General features: G+C 67.2%; 17 protein-coding genes and 1 rRNA gene. 7 read left to right on the top strand and 11 right to left on the bottom strand.

Annotated features, from left to right (window positions below):
* Window positions 1-97 (bottom strand): 16S ribosomal RNA (locus tag AC1DVI_RS28435); the annotation flags it as partial.
* A gap of 645 nt (window positions 98-742) precedes the next feature.
* Here AC1DVI_RS28435 and AC1DVI_RS28440 point away from each other — a divergent pair.
* The 3 genes from AC1DVI_RS28440 to AC1DVI_RS28450 all read left to right on the top strand — a co-directional run bounded on the left by AC1DVI_RS28440 (window position 743) and on the right by AC1DVI_RS28450 (window position 3,542).
* Window positions 743-1,234: a MarR family winged helix-turn-helix transcriptional regulator gene (locus AC1DVI_RS28440; protein WP_476960828.1), complete on the top strand. Its 492-nt coding sequence runs from the start codon at window positions 743-745 to the stop codon at window positions 1,232-1,234.
* A 52-nt stretch (window positions 1,235-1,286) separates the two neighbouring features.
* Entirely contained in the window at window positions 1,287-1,673 is a 387-nt protein-coding gene (locus AC1DVI_RS28445; protein WP_476960829.1) for a response regulator transcription factor, read from the top strand.
* Window positions 1,674-1,841: 168 nt separating this feature from the next.
* The gene (locus AC1DVI_RS28450; protein ID WP_476960830.1) at window positions 1,842-3,542 is read left to right on the top strand and encodes a monovalent cation:proton antiporter-2 (CPA2) family protein; all 1,701 of its coding nucleotides are present in this window, start codon (window positions 1,842-1,844) and stop codon (window positions 3,540-3,542) included.
* Between the two features lie 9 nt (window positions 3,543-3,551).
* Here AC1DVI_RS28450 and AC1DVI_RS28455 read toward each other — a convergent pair whose 3' ends face one another.
* The 5 genes from AC1DVI_RS28455 to AC1DVI_RS28475 all read right to left on the bottom strand — a co-directional run bounded on the left by AC1DVI_RS28455 (window position 3,552) and on the right by AC1DVI_RS28475 (window position 9,332).
* Window positions 3,552-5,276, bottom strand: a complete 1,725-nt coding sequence (locus AC1DVI_RS28455) for a hypothetical protein (protein WP_476960831.1) — start codon at window positions 5,274-5,276, stop codon at window positions 3,552-3,554.
* Between the two features lie 208 nt (window positions 5,277-5,484).
* Window positions 5,485-6,525: a sulfate/molybdate ABC transporter ATP-binding protein gene (locus AC1DVI_RS28460; protein ID WP_476960832.1), complete on the bottom strand. Its 1,041-nt coding sequence runs from the start codon at window positions 6,523-6,525 to the stop codon at window positions 5,485-5,487.
* Window positions 6,526-6,538: 13 nt separating this feature from the next.
* Window positions 6,539-7,399, bottom strand: coding sequence for a sulfate ABC transporter permease subunit CysW (gene cysW / locus AC1DVI_RS28465; RefSeq protein WP_145628891.1), 861 nt, complete (start codon window positions 7,397-7,399; stop codon window positions 6,539-6,541).
* Entirely contained in the window at window positions 7,389-8,276 is an 888-nt protein-coding gene (gene cysT, locus AC1DVI_RS28470) for a sulfate ABC transporter permease subunit CysT (protein WP_149168280.1), read from the bottom strand. The genes cysW and cysT overlap by 11 nt, the downstream gene beginning before the upstream one ends.
* Window positions 8,277-8,279: 3 nt before the next feature.
* The gene (locus tag AC1DVI_RS28475) at window positions 8,280-9,332 is read right to left on the bottom strand and encodes a sulfate ABC transporter substrate-binding protein (protein WP_476960833.1); all 1,053 of its coding nucleotides are present in this window, start codon (window positions 9,330-9,332) and stop codon (window positions 8,280-8,282) included.
* Window positions 9,333-9,642: 310 nt separating this feature from the next.
* Here AC1DVI_RS28475 and AC1DVI_RS28480 point away from each other — a divergent pair, with 310 nt between their 5' ends.
* On the top strand, window positions 9,643-10,791 hold the full coding sequence (locus AC1DVI_RS28480) for a hypothetical protein (protein WP_476960834.1): 1,149 nt from the start codon (window positions 9,643-9,645) through the stop codon (window positions 10,789-10,791).
* A gap of 29 nt (window positions 10,792-10,820) precedes the next feature.
* Here AC1DVI_RS28480 and AC1DVI_RS28485 read toward each other — a convergent pair whose 3' ends face one another.
* A complete protein-coding gene (locus AC1DVI_RS28485) occupies window positions 10,821-11,273 on the bottom strand; it encodes an RrF2 family transcriptional regulator (protein ID WP_014198135.1) in 453 nt (150 codons plus the stop codon).
* A gap of 169 nt (window positions 11,274-11,442) precedes the next feature.
* On the opposite strand from AC1DVI_RS28485, the gene AC1DVI_RS28490 reads away from it, so the two are divergent.
* Both AC1DVI_RS28490 and AC1DVI_RS28495 read left to right on the top strand, forming a co-directional pair.
* Window positions 11,443-12,075: an MBL fold metallo-hydrolase gene (locus AC1DVI_RS28490; protein WP_040134577.1), complete on the top strand. Its 633-nt coding sequence runs from the start codon at window positions 11,443-11,445 to the stop codon at window positions 12,073-12,075.
* A 216-nt stretch (window positions 12,076-12,291) separates the two neighbouring features.
* The gene (locus AC1DVI_RS28495) at window positions 12,292-12,882 is read left to right on the top strand and encodes a hypothetical protein (RefSeq protein ID WP_476960835.1); all 591 of its coding nucleotides are present in this window, start codon (window positions 12,292-12,294) and stop codon (window positions 12,880-12,882) included.
* Window positions 12,883-12,962: 80 nt separating this feature from the next.
* Here the strand turns inward: AC1DVI_RS28495 and AC1DVI_RS28500 are convergent, their stop codons facing one another.
* A complete protein-coding gene (locus tag AC1DVI_RS28500) occupies window positions 12,963-13,478 on the bottom strand; it encodes an OsmC family protein (RefSeq protein WP_476960836.1) in 516 nt (171 codons plus the stop codon).
* A gap of 189 nt (window positions 13,479-13,667) precedes the next feature.
* Between AC1DVI_RS28500 and AC1DVI_RS28505 the strand changes: the two genes are divergently transcribed.
* On the top strand, window positions 13,668-14,762 hold the full coding sequence (locus AC1DVI_RS28505; RefSeq protein WP_454017198.1) for a TRAP transporter substrate-binding protein: 1,095 nt from the start codon (window positions 13,668-13,670) through the stop codon (window positions 14,760-14,762).
* Between the two features lie 59 nt (window positions 14,763-14,821).
* Here AC1DVI_RS28505 and AC1DVI_RS28510 read toward each other — a convergent pair whose 3' ends face one another.
* The 3 genes from AC1DVI_RS28510 to AC1DVI_RS28520 all read right to left on the bottom strand — a co-directional run bounded on the left by AC1DVI_RS28510 (window position 14,822) and on the right by AC1DVI_RS28520 (window position 17,818).
* Entirely contained in the window at window positions 14,822-16,504 is a 1,683-nt protein-coding gene (locus AC1DVI_RS28510) for a cation acetate symporter (protein WP_476960837.1), read from the bottom strand.
* Window positions 16,501-16,812: a DUF485 domain-containing protein gene (locus tag AC1DVI_RS28515; protein ID WP_014198129.1), complete on the bottom strand. Its 312-nt coding sequence runs from the start codon at window positions 16,810-16,812 to the stop codon at window positions 16,501-16,503. Before AC1DVI_RS28515 ends, AC1DVI_RS28510 begins: the two co-directional genes overlap by 4 nt.
* Before the next feature lie 223 nt (window positions 16,813-17,035).
* Window positions 17,036-17,818: a phytochelatin synthase family protein gene (locus tag AC1DVI_RS28520; protein ID WP_476960838.1), complete on the bottom strand. Its 783-nt coding sequence runs from the start codon at window positions 17,816-17,818 to the stop codon at window positions 17,036-17,038.
* Window positions 17,819-17,858 lie beyond the last annotated feature (40 nt).

The raw sequence follows: 17,858 nt of genomic DNA on the forward strand, positions 1-17,858 counted from the left end.
CACCCGTGCGCCACTAAGGCCGAAGCCTTCGTTCGACTTGCATGTGTTAGGCATGCCGCCAGCGTTCGTTCTGAGCCAGGATCAAACTCTCAGGTTCAAGCCGAGCMCCGATCCATAAGGACCAGACGCTCTCTTGACAGGGCCGCTCAKAGCGACCTCACCCAAGCCTTCGAAACTGTTCGTCTCTTACTGCTTGACCGAGATGCTCAAGCGACCCGCGATGCCAGTCCCTTCCGGAACCGGTCCGCGGCCAACGGCCAAAACCGCCGCCTGCGCATCCCTTCTCGATTTTCACGATCAACAATGTCAAAGATCCATCGCCCGGCGAACCGCAAAACACGACGTCCGGCGAACTGGCCGTGGTCGTCATCGGGTTTTTGAAGGCCGGAGAAGCACAAACGATCGTTCGTGCCAGCGGAGGATCAATCTAGCGCTTACGGCAGAGGGCGTCAAGCCCTTTGTTTCGTATGCCCCGAACCGCCTAGGCCGCCCGGGGCGGAAAACGGCTCGGCCAGCGCCCTGACCTCCACCCCTCCAGTTCTTTCGGGGCGCCCCCTCCGGACCGCGTCCGGCGAGGGAGGCGCTGTATAGGGCAGCGCCCGCCGCCGATCCAGCAAAAAGACTCGTTCGGCGACAAATTCGCTTCCGAGCCGGGGATGACAAAAGAGCGCGGCGGCTGGACAGTTCCCAGGCCGCGCCCTTATGGTTTTAGACCAAAACCGCAGGCACAGAGGAAGCCGGCATGCGCCCAAGCGCGCGCGCGACCGCCGAGGTCATGGCGCAGGTTCTGCGGACGACCGCCAGCCTCGCCTTTACGGATGGGCTGAACCCGGCCCAGTGGGCGGCGCTGCGTTACTTCGCCCAGGCGAACGCCAGCGCCCGCAACGTCGTTGCCTTCGCCCGCCATCACGGAACGACCAAGGGCACGGCGAGCCAGACCATCGCCGCCCTCCTGAAAAAGAATCTGCTGGAACGGCACCCCAGCGAGACCGACCGCCGCTCCATCCGGTTGACCCTGACGGCGCGGGGGCGGACCATGCTCGCCAACGATCCGCTGAACGAGCTGGTTGCCGCCATCGACGGTTTGGCGCCGGCCCAGCACGGCGCCCTGGCCGCGGGGCTGGACGAGCTGTTGCGCACGCTGCTGTCCCGCCGCACCGAGAGCGGGGAGCGCGACAGCGGCGCGCTGGGGACCTCCGGCCCTGCCGACCGCAACGGCGCCGCGGCGGACTGAACCGTCCGCAGCATCCGCATTTCACGCCATCGCATTGGGAGCGACGGAGGCCATGGCCCGAATTCTGGTGATCGACGACGTTCCGGCCTTGACGGCGCTGCTGCGCATGACGCTGGAGACGCAGGGCCACCATGTGGAGGAGGCCCATGACGGCCTGTCCGGCCTGTCCAAGCTGGAGCGCGAGCCCTTCGACATCGCCATCGTCGACATGATGATGCCCGGCCTGGACGGAATCGAGCTGATCCGCCGCCTGCGCGCCCGCGACGCCCCTCAGGTCCCGGACATCATCGCCATGTCCGGCGGCACGGACGACTTCCCGGCGGCCTTTTCGCTGAACCTGTCGGCCATGCACGGCGCCGATCGCATGCTGTACAAACCCTTCGACAACAGCGAGTTGGTCACCACCGTGGACGAGTTGCTGGCCGCCCGCGCCGCCTGACGCCGCGGCATCGCCGCCACAGCGCGATCTTTTCTACCCGGCGCGGGACTTTTTTTGCGCATTCCGATCTTTCGCACACCCGCTGCGCTTGCGGTGGTCATGTTTGCACCGCATACAGACGCCGTCCCGGACGGCCGGCATCCGGCCCGACCCAGCCAGCGCGCGGCCATGCACGATCCCAAACTGCTTTTCGACGTCCTGTTCCTCCTGCTGGCGGCGGTGGTGTTCGTCCCCTTGTTCCAGGCGCTGCGCATCCCGGCGGTGCTCGGCTATCTGGTCGGCGGGGCGCTGCTGGGTCCGCACACGCCGGGGCCGGTGGTGGACATGGAGCTTCCGCAGGTCCTGTCCGAATTCGGGGTGGTCTTCCTCCTCTTCGCCATCGGGCTGGAGCTGCCGCTGTCGCGCCTGCGGGCGATGCGGCGCTACATCTTCGGGCTGGGGCTGATGCAGGTCGTGCTGACCAGCGCCGCCATCGCCGCGGTTGCCTACGCGCTGGGCGAGGACGTGGCGGCGGCGCTGGTGATCGGCGGCATGCTGGCCTTCTCGTCCACCGCCACGGTGCTGAAGCTGCTGGTCGAGCGCGGGGAGACGGTGGCGCGGTTCGGGCGCGTGTCGGTCGCCGTGCTGATCTTCCAGGATCTGGCCGTCGTGCCGCTGCTGACCCTGCTGCCGCTGCTGGCCGGCGGCAGCACCAGCATTCCCTGGGCGCTCGCCCTGGCCGGGGTCAAGGCGGTCGCGGCGATCGGCGCCATCATGCTGCTGGGCCGCTTCGTGGTGCGCCCGGTCTATCACTTCGTGGCCTCGGCCAAGAGCCCGGAGGTCTTCACGGCGACCAACCTGCTGGTCGTCCTGGCGGTCGCCTGGCTGACGGCGGAGGCCGGCATGTCGATGGCGCTGGGCGCCTTCCTGGCCGGCATGCTGATGGCCGACACCGCCTACCGCCATCAGGTCGAGGCGGACATCGAGCCGTTCCGCGGCCTGCTGCTCGGCCTGTTCTTCATGACGGTGGGAATGACGCTGGACCTGCCCGCCATGTTCCAGCGCGCCGACGACATCCTGATGGTGACCGCGGCGCTTCTGGTCGGGAAGAGCATCCTGCTGTTCCTGCTCTGCCGCCTGTCGGGCCTCGGGCTGGCGACTTCGCTGCGCATCGGTCTGCTGCTGTCGCAGGGCGGCGAGTTCGCCTTCGTGCTGATCGGCAAGGCGACGCGGCTGGCGGTGCTGGAGGGCGAGACGGGGTTGCTGCTGTCCTCCTGCGTGGCGCTCAGCATGGCGGTCACCCCTCTGGTCGGCGCCATCGCCCAGCGACTGGCCCAAAAGGTCGAGGCCCGCTACGGCGCCGAGGCCTTCGGCGTGGAGACCAGCGACATCACCGGCCATGTGCTGATCGCCGGCTATGGCCGGGTCGGGCGCGCCGTCGCCCGGCTGCTGCGCACCCACGACATTCCCTACGTCGCGCTGGACCTCGATCCGCAGCGGGTGGCGGCGGCGCGGGCCGAGGGGCTGCCGGTCTATTACGGCGATTCCAGCCAGATCGGCGTGCTGCGCGCCGCCGGAATCGAGAGGGCGCGGGCCGCCGTCATCACCGTCAACCGCCCGGACATGGCGGAGCGCGCCGTGGAGGCCATCCGCCGGGCCGCCCCGCGCCTGGCCATCGCCGCCCGCGCCCACGATCTGGACCGCGGCGCGCGGCTGAAAAAGGCCGGAGCCAGCGCCGTGGTGCCCGAGACGCTGGAGGCCAGCCTGCAACTGGCCAGCCTCGTGCTGCGCACCGCCGGGGTGGACGCCGAGACCATCGACCAGAGCCTGAAGAGCGTCCGCGACCGCGGCTACGACGCGCTCAGCGAGCCCGCCGACCAGAAAGACTGAGCGGTTGCGTCAGCGCTCCACCCGCCACAGGTCGAACACGGTGCCGCGGTAAACCTCCTCCGCGCCCGGCGGCGGTTTCAGCCCGGCCGCGTGGAAGACGTTGGAGAACATCACCAGCACGTAATCGTACTTGTCCCGCCAGCCGACGTAATGCGGGCAGGGCTCGACATGGTCGCGCAGGGTCGCCTCTTCGGGGCGGGAGAGCAGGCGGACGTCCACCGGCACCCCCTCGTAGATCGCCATGCAGCGGTCACGGTAGGGCTGGGTCACGGTCAGCGGCTGCTTGCCCGGGTGGCTGAACAGGGTCGGGACGAAGGCACGCCGCTCCACGGTGATCAGCGACGGCAAATGGATCAGGCTGGGCAAGGCGACCAGCGCGTGCCGCCAGGGCGGCTGGGTGAGCAGAAACTCCCGCGTGTTGCAGCAGCCGGCCTCCTGCCCCGCCCAGGCGATCAGGACGGACCGTCCGGGCTCGATCCGCTCCATGGCGCGGCGCAGGTCGGCCACGTCGTCCTCGTAGGCCAGCCAGTTGAGCGTCAGCACGCCGGTCCGCACCGTCAGCAGCGCGAGCAGCCCGGCGGCGAAGGCCGCCGCGGCGCGGGCGCTGGGAAAGCGGATGTCGCTGCCGGCCACCAGCAGGAAGGCCGCCAGAATCCAAAAGCGGATCGACACGAAGTAGGTGCCGAAGAAGGGGTCCGGCACGACGAAGAAGGCCAGCACGAACAGCCCCACCGCCAGCATCATCGCCGGCGCGGCGCGCAGCCAGCCGGCCAGACGCGCCGCCACCATGCCGCCCAGGATCAGCAATAGGGTCGCCACGTCGAGCAGCGTGTTGTAGTTCAGGACCGGGGCCAGCATGTCGTGCAGCCGATAGCGCCACTGCTTCAACTCGGTCAGCTTCTTCAGCCGCCAGTAAACCTCCTTCAGCAGCAGGACCGGCGTGCTGTCGCGCGCGCCCACCGCCGCCGCGTCGGATTGGAGGAGGTGCGTTCCCACCGTGCCGGCGAACAGCGCCACGGGAAGGGCGAGCAGCGCGGCGAAGCGCAGAACGTCGCGCCCGAGATTGGCGAGCGTCAGCGGCTTGCGCCCCTGCCCCACATACTTCACCGCCTCCACCGCGAACAGGCAGAGCAGGAAGGAGCCGAGCACGATGGCGTGGGCGAAATAGAGGAACAGGGCGCAGCCCATCCCCACCGGCACCTGCCAGCGCCGCCCCGCCAGCGCGATCCACAGCGACAGACCGACCAGCAGGAAGCCGAGGCCGAGCGAGAAGCTCATGAAACCGCCGATCAGCGTGGCGTTGTGGATGAACAGCGCGCCGCACAGCGGCCACAGGCTCCACCGTCCGAACAACGTCCGATTCAGCAGCATCGCCCCGAACAGGGTGAGCAGCCCGGCCAACGCCATGTAGACGCGCCCGGCGACATACAGAGGCAGCACGCTGGCGAGCGGCAGCATCACCGCCTCCATCAGCAGGTTCGGGACCGGCGTCAGGGAGGCGGTGTAATGGTCGGCCAGGAAGGGGTCGGACCGGACATGCAGCAGCACGTCCACCCGCGCCAGATGGTTCGGGTAGTCGAGCAGCGGCGGCATCTCCACCAGGATGAGCGGCAGCATAAGCAGCGCCAGGATCACCGGCAGCACGAGCGTCAGCGGCGGCGACCAAGCCCCGGCATCCGTCCGCAGGGCGGCGGCGCCAGGGCCGGGGGCCTGCGACAGTCCTGAATGGTCCACCGGAGCCTCCTGCATTGGGTGCAATGCGGAACGCTCAACACATTCACCGTCCGCATCGCCAGAAGGCAATGGCGTTACGATTCGGCGTTGGACTTAGTCCATGGCCCCGACGGGGCAGGCCCCATGGCCCGCCGGGACTCCATTGGCATGAGGGCGGGAGCGCTCCCCGCCCCTTTTCGAGGATAGGCCGGGCTTCGTCAGGCTGCCGTCACGGCTGCGGAAAGACGCGGGCGCGGGCGATGTGGACGGCGCACTGGTCGCCGGGGCGCAGGCCCAGGGCGGACAGGCGCTCGCGGTCCATCTCGGCCTCCAGCGGCAGGCCGGCGAGGTCGATCTCGATCCGCGCGTCCGGCCCCACCACATGGATGCCGGACACGCGACCCGGCCCGCCGGCGCTGGGGCTGAGACCCAGGTCGTGCGGGCGCACATAGGCGATGGCCGGGCCGCGGACCGTGCCGTCGGCGGGAATCGACAGCGCCCCGTTGGCCGTCCGCGCCACCCCGTCCGCCACCACGCAGTCGAAGCGGTTCACCTGCCCTAGGAATTCGTAGACGAAGGCCGAGGCCGGACGGTCGTAGACCTCCGCCGGGCTGCCCACCTGCTCGATCCGGCCCTGGCTCATCACCACCACGCGATCGGCCAGTTCCAGCGCCTCCTCCTGGTCGTGGGTGACGAAAACGGAAGTGATGTGGATGTCCTCGTGCAGCTTGCGCAGCCAGCGCCGCAGTTCCTTGCGCACCTTGGCGTCCAACGCGCCGAACGGTTCGTCGAGCAGCAGGACCTTCGGCTCGATGGCCAACGCGCGGGCCAGCGCCACGCGCTGCCGCTGACCGCCGGAGAGCTGCGCCGGGTAGCGGTCGGCGAAATGGGCAAGCTGGACCAGCTCCAGAAGCTCCATGACGCGCCGCTTGATCTCGCCGGAGGCCGGGCGCTGGCCGCGCGGCCGCACCCTCATCCCGAAGGCCACATTGTCGAAGACGGTCATGTGGCGGAACAGCGCGTAATGCTGGAAGACGAAGCCGACCTGCCGCTCCCGCGGGGTCATACTCAGCGCCTCCTCCCCGTTGAGCAGGAGGCTGCCGGAATCGGCGAACTCCAGCCCCGCCATGATGCGCAGCAGGGTCGTCTTGCCCGAGCCCGACGGGCCGAGCAGGGCCAGAAGCTCTCCCGAGCGGACTTCGAGGTCCACCGCATCGAGCGCGCGGAAACTGCCGAATTGCTTGGTGATGCCGGAAACCTGGATCGCCATGACGTGCGTCGCCTCAATGCCGGGTGGCCGCCAGCTCAGCCCCGAAGCGCCATTCCAGCACCGTCTTCACGACCAGCGTGACGAGGGCGAGCATGGCCAGCACCGAGGCCACCGCGAAGGCAGCGACCAAATTGTATTCGTTGTAGAGGATCTCGACATGCAGGGGCATCGTGTTGGTTTCGCCCCGGATGTGGCCCGACACCACCGACACCGCGCCGAATTCGCCCATCGCGCGGGCGTTGCACAGCAGGACGCCGTACAGCAGGCCCCATTTGATGTTGGGCAGGGTGACGCGCCAGAAGGTCTGCCAGCCGGACGCGCCCAGCACCAGCGCCGCCTCCTCCTCCTCGTTGCCCTGCTCCTGCATCAGCGGGATCAGCTCGCGGGCGACGAAGGGGAAGGTGACGAAGACGGTGGCGAGCACCAGCCCCGGCACCGCGAAGATGATCTGGATGCCCTGCGACTTCAGGAACGGCCCCATCAGCCCGTGCAGCCCGAACAGCAGCACGTAGATCAGGCCGGAGATCACCGGCGACACCGAAAACGGCAGGTCGATCAGGGTGATCAGCACGTCCTTGCCGCGGAAGTCGAACTTGGCGATGCACCAGGACGCCGCCACGCCGAAGAGGAGGTTCATCGGCACGGCGATGGCCGCGACGATCAGCGTCAGCTTGATCGCCGCCACCGCGTCCGGCTCCACCAGCGCCGCCCAGTAGGCGTCCGTGCCGCGGCGCAGCGCCTCGACGAAGACCGAGACCAGCGGCAGGACCAGGAACAGCAGCAGGAAGGCCAGCGCCGTGGCGATCAGGAGCCCCTTCACCCACCGGCTGTCGGCCAGCGCCGGGGTGAACCCGACGGCTTTCTTAGCGAGCATGGCGCGACCTCATCCAGGCTTGCAGCAGGTTCAGGGCGAGCAGCAACACGAAGGACGCCATCAGCATCAGCACGCCGACCGCGGCGGCGCCGGCATAGTCGTACTGCTCCAGCTTGATGACGATCAGCAGCGGAATGATTTCCGACAGGCCGGGGATGTTGCCGGCGATGAAGATCACCGAGCCGTATTCCCCCACCCCGCGGGCGAAGGCCAGCGCGAATCCGGTGAGCAGGGCCGGCAGGAGCGCCGGGAACACCACCCGCCGGAACGACTGCCAGCGCGTGGCGCCCAGCGCCGCGGCGGCCTCCTCCTCCTCCGGCGGCAGGTCCTGGAGGATGGGCTGCACGGTGCGGACCACGAAAGGCAAGCCGATAAAGGTCAGGGCGATGGCGATGCCCAGCGGCGTGAAGGCCACCCTCAGCCCGAACCACTCCATCAGCAGGGAGCCGATCCAGCCGTTGGGCGCGTAGAGCGCGCTGAGCGCGATGCCCGCCACCGCGGTGGGCAGGGCGAAGGGCAGGTCCACCAGCGCGTCGACGATCCGGTCGCCGGGGAAGCGGTAGCGCACCAGCACCCAGGCGACGATGAAGCCGAAGACGGCGTTGACCGCGGCGGCGGCCAGCGACAGCCCGAAACTGACCTTGAAGGCGGCCAGGACGCGCGGCGTCAGCACCGCGTCCCAAAAGCCGGACCAGCCCAGCCCCGCCGCCTTCAGCGCCAGCGCGGCCAGCGGCAGCAGGACGATCAAACACAAATAGGTCAGCGTGAAGCCCAGGGTCAGCCCGAAGCCGGGCAGGACGCTGGGCTTTCGAAGGACGCTCAACACCGTGCCCCCCGCATTGGGAAGCACGGCGTCGCTGGTGGTTGCCGCGACCACGGGTCAGCGGCCCTTCTGATAGATCTGGTCGAAGACGCCGCCATCCGCGAAGTGCTTCTCCTGGGCCGTACGCCAGCCCCCGAAGGAACCGTCGATGGTCACAAGCTTAACATTCGGGAAGCGATCCGCATACCGCGCAGCGACCTCCGGCAGGCGCGGGCGGTAGAAGTTCTTCGCCGCGATCTCCTGCGCTTCGGGGGTATAGAGGAAGTTCAGGTAGGCTTCCGCCACCTTGCGCGTTCCCTTGCGGTCGACCACCGAGTCGACGACCGTGACCGGCGGCTCCGCCAGGATCGACAGCGACGGCACGACGATGTCGAACTTGTCGGCGCCGAACTCCTGGAGCGACAGGAAGGCCTCGTTCTCCCAGGCCAGCAGAACGTCGCCGAGCTGCCGCTGCGTGAAGGTGACGGTGGAGCCGCGGGCGCCGCTGTCCAGCACCGGCACGTTCCGGAACAGGTCGCCGACGAACTGCTTGGCCTTGGCCTCGTCGTTGCCGTTCTTCTCCAGCGAATAGGCCCAGGCGGCCAGATAGTTCCAGCGCGCCCCGCCCGAGGTCTTCGGGTTCGGGGTGATGACCTGCACGCCCGGCTTCAGCAGGTCGTCCCAATCCTTGATCTGCTTCGGGTTGCCCTTACGGACCAGGAAGACGATGGTCGAGGTGTAGGGGGAGCTGTTGTTGGGCAGGCGCGTCTGCCACGTCTTCGGCAGGGCGCCGGAGTCGGCGATGGCGTCGATGTCGTAGGCCAGAGCCAGCGTCACCACGTCGGCGTCGAGCCCGTCGATGACCGAGCGCGCCTGCTTGCCCGACCCGCCGTGCGACTGCTTGACGGTCACCGTCTGGCCGTTTTCCGCCTGCCATTTCTTGGCGAACGCCTTGTTGAACTCCACATAGAATTCACGGGTGGGGTCGTAGGAGACGTTCAGCAGCGTGGTCTGCGCCTTGGCAGGCGCGATGGTCAGCATGGCGAGGGCGACACCCGCGGCCATTGCGGACAGCCGGCCTACGGAGAGCCGGTTCGCGCGGAGCGCGGAGAGCCGATCACGAAACGACATGGCACACTCCCTCGGTATGGTTCATTGGGGCACCGGCCCTGGAGGCCACGCACCGTTGTCTACAAAGCCGGCCATTGCACCGGATCGACTGGGCCGTATTCACATTCTTTATAATGTATATGCAATATCCATTTGCCTCCTAGAGTTTGCATGATTCCGGGAAAGCCGCAAAGCTGTTTTTTGTCATTCTCCACATAGCTGAGAGACAATTTCACATAAACTTGTGAAATGAGATGCGTTGGATCGGGCTGGAAGTGATGCGTCGGATCGCTATCATGCGCGCCCTTTCCGCCTCCTGTCCCGAACGGCCATGTCCGAACCAGTCCAGCCCCCTTCCCCCGCACTGCTGACCGCCCTTCTGGAGGCCGAACGCGCGCTCGGCCGGTTGGCGGAGGCGGTCCAGGACCCCGCCCGCCGGCGGCGGCTGTGGGCTGACGCGGCCCGCCGGGAGTCCTGCGCGGCGGCGCGGCTCGACGGTGTGGCGGTGGACCCGGCGGATTTCCTGGTGGCGACCATCGGCACCGACCTCGTTCCCACCGCCGGGCGGGGAGCCGCCCAATCGATCCGCGCGCTGTGGCAGGGCGCCCTGTTCACGCAAGGCGTCATCGCCGCCCCCGCCCGCCATGTGGGAAACGCCCGCACGCCCCTGCCGTCCGGCGGGGCCGCCGCCGACGCCTGGCGCGCCGTGGCGGAACTGGAGGCCGGGCCGGACGACCGCTTTTCCTTCCCACCCGACGACGAGGATGGCGACGCCGCGCCCGTCACGGACGACGCGCCCCCGGCCTGGACTCTGGGCTGGGCGGAGGCGCTGTGGCGCTGCCTTCAGGCGGAGGTGTCGGGACGCGATCCCGGACGGCTGGCCTTCTCCGCGGACCGGGAGGCGGAGGCGGCCACCCTGCTCAAGCGGCTGGACCATGCCGGCGATTCGCCGGCGCTGCTCGGCGGCGTGGGGATGCTGGCCGAACTGCTCCGCCCGGCGCCCGATCTGCGCATTCCCGGCTGGGCGGTGCCCTCGGCCCGGCTGATGGGAGCGCTGGCGGTGGCGCGCTGCTGCCGCGTTCCGAACGTCTGGCTGCCGATGTCCATCTCCCTGCACGCCGACCGCACGACCGCCGGCCTCGCCGCCCGCGGGCGGGAGGAGGGATGGCGGCTGTGGCTGGCCGACACGGTGGCGGAGACGGCGCGGCGGGAACGGGAGCGCGCCCTGTCCCTGGACCGCAAGGCGCAGGGCTGGCAGCAGCGGGTGGGGGCCAAGCGCCGCAACTCCCGAACCCCGGACCTGCTGGACCTTCTGTTCGAGGAGCCCGCCCTGACCGTGCGGCGGGTGCAGAAACGGCTGGGCAGCACCTTCCGCGGCGCCCAGTTGCTGGTCGACGAACTTCTGGAAGCCGGAATCCTGCGCGAGGCGACGAACCGCGCGCTGGACCGCGTGTTCATCGCCGTGGATCTGGTGCCTTAATTTTGTAGGCCCGGATCAGCGGCCGTCGATCAGATGTCGAAGTTGACGGGCAGGCCGCCGGTCGCCTGACGGTGGCGCAGGGCGTCGGACAGGGTCTGGTTGTCGAGCACCTGCGCGGTGGCGTCGCGCACCTGGACCATCAGCCAGCGCACCGAACAGGTCGGCGGGTCGATGCAGTCCTCGCAGGGACGGAAGGAATTCTTGCTGGCGCAGGGGATCGGCGCCAGATGCCCGTCGATCAGCCGGATCACCTCGCCGAAGGAAATCTCCTCCGCCGGGCGCGCCAGGCGGTAGCCGCCGCTCTTGCCGCGCTTGGCGAACAGCAGGCCATGCTTGCGCAGTTCCACCAGAATGGCTTCCAGGAACTTGCGCGGAATGTTCTCCCGCTCGGCGATTTCGGCGATCAGGACGAGTTCGTCATCCGTCCGTTCGGCCAGCATGATCAGCGCACGCAGGGCATATTTGGCTTTTTGCGACAGCATTCGGTCCGGCACCGCCCCCCGCGGCGGAATGGGATAAAGATAAAGTGCACTCCATATAGCCGTGTTGCCCAGGAATTGGTACCGGTTCTTGCCCTGGAAAACGCCGGCGCGTAAGGTCGTGCACGAATCGACCTCTGACCATTGATCATTGACCGGCGAAGGACGCGGCATGCAGACCATCATCGTTCCCGTCACTCCGTTCCAGCAGAACTGCACGGTGCTCTGGTGTCCGGAGACGATGAAGGGCGCCGCCGTCGATCCTGGCGGCGATCTGCCGCGCATCCTGCGCGCCGCCCAGTCGAAGGGCGTGACTTTGGAGAAGATCCTGGTCACCCACGGCCACATCGACCACGCCGGCGCCGTCGCCGACCTCGCCGACGAGCTGAAACTGCCCATCGAGGGGCCGCACCGCGAGGACCAGTTCTGGATCGACGGCATGCCGATGCAGAGCCAGATGTTCGGCTTCCCGCCGGTCCGCTCCTTCACGCCGGACCGCTGGCTGGAGGAAGGCGACACGGTGACGGTCGGCAACCTGACTCTGGACGTCCACCACTGTCCGGGCCACACGCCGGGCCACGTGGTCTTCGTGCACAAGCCGAGCAAAATCGCCATCGTCGGCGACGTGCTGTTCCAGGGCTCCATCGGTCGCACCGACTTCCCCAAGGGCAACCACGGAGACCTGATCGAGTCGATCCGCAGCAAGCTGTTCCCGCTGGGCGACGACGTGACCTTCATCCCCGGCCACGGCCCGACCTCGACCATCGGGGAGGAGCGCCTCTACAACCCCTTCCTCAACGACTGAGCATCGCCGCTCCCATAAGAGACATCGGCGCATACGCTCTCCGCAAGCCTAGTGGGGGATGATGGGCGCCGACGCCCTTTCTTGCTGTGTCTGCGACAGTTCAGGTATGAACGGGGAAATTCCACTTCAGCTACCCCCCTTTGTTTTCCTGGTAGCCCTTCATCTGTCATGAAGGCACATAGGATAACCATGTATACAAACTCACCTATAATCCAAATGATTGCCGTCGCAGCAATTCTGTTCATACTTTCAGCCCCTGCGATGATAATTTATTCATACAAAAAAAGACTTCCTCGATGGCTGCGGGTTATCACCAACGTTCTGCTTGCGCCTTACCTGCTGATAGTCTCAACAATCGGGGCGATTGGAACGCTTCCGGCATTAGTCGACGTTCTTAGAGACGATGACTGCTTGCAGCGATACTTTGACGATGAATTGGTCGTCACGTCACCCACCGGGCTGCGCAAAGCAGTAGTCAGTACAGGCGTCTGCGTGAGCGGCCCACTCGCGATCAACTCTGATGACGGGACTGATATCGAGATCACTACGCCCGGAACCGGCAAGCGAGTGACGGTTTTCAAGGGTTACGCCCGCTCGGACAAGTCCGTTGACTTGGAGTGGAAGGAGGACGGACGACTGCTTGTCCGCTTGCACAAAGTGATCCTCGTCGGCAAGAGCCTGCACAACGTTGACGGAGTTATCATTGAATATCGCGTTTCTCAGAAAGCTATGGGGTCATTGCCGACCTCTTCGGAATCGGCGGCGCAGTTCAGGGCTTGGGCAACCGGCAACGCCGTGATCGATTGACCCACTGTCAAATCTTGACGCCCTAATCGCCCAAGGCCGGTAAGGGCGGCCCTTCGGAACCGCCCCATTCGGGAGAACCGTCATCCCTGTCCCGTCTCGATGGACAGCGCCATCGGCGGCGGGTTGGCCAGCGTCTGGTAGACGACGCAATAGCGCTCGGTCAGCTTGGTCAGAGAGGCGATGCGCTCCGGCGGCTCGTCGGTGTCCAGCTCGAAGCGCAGGCGGATGGCGCGGAAGCCGACCGGCGCGTCCTTCGCCACGCCCAGCGTGCCGCGGAAATCCAGGTCGCCTTCCGCCGACACGGTGCCGCCGCGCAGCTTGAACTCCAGCGCCGTGGCGACCGCCTTCAGCGTCACGCCCGCGCAGGCCACCAGCGCCTCCAGAAGCATGTCGCCGGAACAGGCCTGCGTGCCCGGCCCGCCGGTCGCCGGATGCAGGCCGGCCTCCACCAGCGCGCGGCCCGTCTCGACCTTGCAGGCGATGCCGGAATCGTCCAGCGCCCCGTGGGCCTTCAGCGTCACCACCGCCGACTCCGGGGCGTCCTTGTACTTGTCCTTCAGCGGCGCCTGGAGCGCGCGCAGATCCTGTGCATCCATGCCCGTGCGTTTCCTCTTCGCGGTTCGGGTTCTTTATTGTGCGACCGGCGGATGATGGACCGCAAACACCATCCCGGCAATGCCCAAAGCGAAGCCCAGCTCCGCAGCCGGCACCCCTGGCCCGCCCCGATGTTTTCCGCTAAGACCGGCGGTATAAACATAATGAATGGGAAGGGAGTTCTCCCCGCCATGAAACGTCGTTCCTTCCTCGCCAGCGCCGGGGTCGGTCTGGCCGCCAGCACCGTCGTCGCCGCACCGGCCATCGCGCAGAGCCAGCCCGAGATCAAGTGGCGCATGGCGTCGAGCTACCCCAAGAGCCTCGACACCATCTTCGGCGGGGCGGAGCTGATCGCCCGCCGGGTCGCCGCCGCGACGGATAACAAGTTCCAGATCCGCACCTTCGCGGCGGGCGAGATCGTGCCGGCGCTCCAGGTGCTGGACGCGGTGCAGAACGGCACGATCGAGTGCGGCCAGTCCGCCGCCTATTTCTACATCGGCAAGGACCCGACCTTCTGCTTCGACACCGCCATGCCCTTCGGCCTGAACACGCGCCAGCACATCTCCTGGATGATGCACGGCGGCGGGCTGGAGCTGATGCGGGAGCTGTTCCGGGAGCACAACATCCACAACATCCCCGCCGGCAACACGACGGCCCAGATGGGCGGCTGGTTCCGCAAGGAAATCAAGACGGTGGAGGATCTCAGCGGCCTCAAGATGCGGGTCGGCGGGCTGGCCGGGCAGATCATGGGCAAGCTGGGCCTCGTCCCGCAGCAGATCGGCGGCGGCGACATCTACCCGGCGTTGGAGCGCGGCACCATCGACGCGGCGGAGTTCGTCGGCCCCTACGACGACGAGAAGCTGGGCTTCCACAAGGTCGCCAAATACTACTATTCGCCGGGCTGGTGGGAAGGCTCCGCCCAGATCCCGCTGATGATCAACATCACCGCCTGGGAGCAGCTTCCCGAGTCCTACAAGACCATCCTGGAGCAGGCCTGCTGGGAGGCCAACACCTGGATGATCGCCAAGTACGACGCCGTCAACGCCGCGGCGCTGAAGCGTCTGGTCGCCGGCGGCGCCCAGCTCCGCGCCTTCCCGCGCGAGGTCATGATGGCCTGCGAGAAGATCGCCAACGAGCTGTACGACGAGCTGTCGGCGAAGAATCCGCGCTTCAAGAAGGTCTACGAGGCGTGGAAGCCCTTCCGCGACGAGGAGCGGCTGTGGTTCCGCGTCGCCGAGAACAGCTTCGACTCCTACGTCTATTCCCAGTCGGCGCAGCGCCGCTGAGGAAAGCACGGCCCCTCCCCGTTCCGGGACGGAGAGGGGCCGCTCTTCCGGTCACGCGGTCAGTGCGAAACCGCGCCGGCCGCCCCCAGGCCGGTTTCCGACCGGATGTATTGGTACTCGTAGGCCTTCGCCTCAGCCGCCGCCCGTGCGCTGCGGTCGGTGACCGAGAAGACCCAGGTCGACGCGAAGGCGATGACCATCGAGAACAGCGCCGGATGCTCGTAGGGGAAGATCGGCGCCGGGAACTTGAAGACGCTGACCCACACGGTCGGCCCCAGCACCACGAAGGCGACGCAGCTCACCAGACCGGCGAAGCCGCCGATGAAAGCGCCGCGCGTGGTCAGCCCCTTCCAGAAGATCGACAGGATCAGCACCGGGAAGTTGACCGACGCCGCCAAGCCGAAGGCCAGACCGACCATGAAGGCGATGTTCTGGTTCTCGAACAGCAGGCCCAGCGTGATGGCGATGACGCCCAGCGCCAGCGTGGCGAGGCGCGACACGCGCATCTCCGACGCCTCGGTGGCGTTGCCCTTCTTGATGACGCGGGCGTAGAGGTCGTGGCTGACCGCCGACGCGCCGGCCAGCGTCAGGCCCGCGACCACCGCCAGGATGGTGGCGAAGGCGACCGCCGAGATGAAGCCCAGGAAGATGTTGCCGCCGATGGCTTTGGACAGGTGGATGGCCGCCATGTTGCCGCCGCCCAGGATCTTGCCCGCCGCGTCCAGATAGGCCGGGTTGGTGCCGACGATCACGATGGCGAGGAAACCGATGGTCACCGTCAGGATGAAGAAGTAGCCGATGAAGCCGGTGGCGTAGACGACCGACTTGCGCGCCTCCTTGGCGTCCGGAACGGTGAAGAAGCGCATCAGGATGTGCGGCAGCCCCGCCGGGCCGCACATCAGCGCGAGGCTGAGCGACACCGCGGCGATCGGATCGGCCATGGCGGCGCTGGGGCGCAGGATGGCGGCGTTCGCGGCGTGGGCGGCGACCGCTTGCTGGAGCAGCCGCTCCGGGTTGAAGCCGAACTGCGCCAGCGCCAGCCCGACCAGCACGGTGCAGCCGCCGAGCAGCATCACCGCCTTGATGATCTGCACCCAGGTGGTCGCCAGCATGCCGCCGAAGGTCACGTACAGGATCATCAACACGCCGACCATCACGACGGCGTAGGTGTAGTCCAGGCCGAACAGGAGCTGGATCAGCTTGCCCGCCCCGACCATCTGCGCGATCAGGTAGAAGCAGACCACGGTCAGCGATCCGACCGCCGCCAGCGAGCGGATCGGCGTCTGGCCCAGCCGATAGGAGGCCACGTCGGCGAAGGTGAAGCGGCCCAGGTTGCGCAGCCGCTCGGCGATCAGGAACAGCATCAGCGGCCAGCCGACCAGGAAACCGATGGTGTAGATCACGCCGTCGAAGCCCTTGGCGAAGACCATGCCCGACAGGCCGAGGAAGGCCGCCGCCGACATGTAGTCGCCCGCGATGGCCAGCCCGTTCTGGAAGCCGCTGATGCCACCGCCCGCAGTGTAGAAGTCCGACGCCGAGCGGGTGCGCTTGGACGCCCAGTAGGTGATGCCCAGCGTGCCGGCGACGAACAGCAGGAACATGGCGATGGCCGTCACGTTGACCGGCTGGCGCTCCACCGCGCCATCGATGGCGGCGGCGGCAGCGGGTCCGGCCGCCAGCGCCGGCAACAGCGCGGCGGAGGCAACGGCGATCGGGGCAGCGAGACGACGCGCGGCGCTCATCGGCCCACCTCGTTCAGCAGGTCGCGGTTCATCGCGTCGTAGCGGCTGTTTGCGCGCAGCACATAGACACCGGTCATCAGCGAGCAGAAGACGGTGATGACGATGCCGGCGGCCAGCCCGACCGGAAAGGTCATGCCTTCGGCCAGCGGGCGCGCCATCAGGTCGGGCGCCAGCGCCGAGGCGAACACGAAGGCGTAGTAGACCGCCAGGACGATCAGCGCCAGCCGCCAGCTGAAGCGTGCGCGGCTCGCCGTCATCGCGGCGAACTTCGGGTTGGACAGCACCCGCTCGTAAATCTCGTCGGACATGGTTTTTATCGCTTTTTTCAGGCATTGCGCATCGCAGCAATACCTTGGGCGCATGGCGACAAAAAGCGAAATTAAATTTCTTTGAGGGCAAAATAACGAAACATTCTCTCAAATCTCCTAGAAATTAACCGCTGTGAGGTTAATCATTAGCTCAATCCTGGTTGATCCACGGCTACGAAATGCGACAACGGGTCGCGCTGCGACGCAACATGAGGCAACGCTGTTATCCTGCCGTCCGCCCCTTCAGCCGGACATCCTTCAGACGCACATGAATCAGGCCGCTGCCGGTGGGATCGGAGCGGTCGGGCTTCACCATCGCCTCCAGCAACTTCTCGTCGCTCGACCAGTAGGGCACATACCACAGCCGGTCCACGTCCATGACCAGCACCCGGTGGGTTTCGGCGTCGTAGGCGCCGAGCGGCGCGATGTGGCCCACCGTGGCGTCGCCGGTCAGCGTGCCCTGGTCGTAGGCCAGCAGGATGATGTCGCTGTCGTCGCGTTCGTTCTCGTCCAGGATGCGCCGCAGTTCGCCCAACGTTTCCGGCGAAGTGTCCTTGGGGCGGAAGACCTCCACCGTGGCGTCCAGGCCGAAGGCGTCCACCGACCTCTGGACCAGCCCGGCGAAGTCGGCGAAGGACACGCCGTCCCCGTTCTCCGCGGTGGCCGCTTTCCACCCGTCGTCATCGACCTCGTTCAGCACCCGCGCCTGGGTGACCAGCCGGTTGGACGAGAGCGGTGGCAGGCCGCGCAGCGCGTTGATCATCATCGCCACGCTGGCAACCGAACAGGCGCTGCCCGTCTGCTGGGCCGTGTAGTAGGGGATCATCGCCCAGAAGTCCGGAGCCCCGGCCTTGCGCAGATGCTCGCGGTCCTGGGTCATCGGCACGGCGTCGGGCCCGAACTTCGGTTTCGTCTCGCTCTGCGCGTCCTGCGACGCGGCAGGTTGGCTCGCCAGAAAAGCGAACGCGCACAGGATCAGCAGAGTCGAGCGGAGCGGTGCCTTCATCGCCGACGTTTTCCTCGATGGTGTCACGGTGGATGCTTAT

The sequence above is a fragment of the Azospirillum sp. P4_B5 genome, assembly GCF_056402275.1.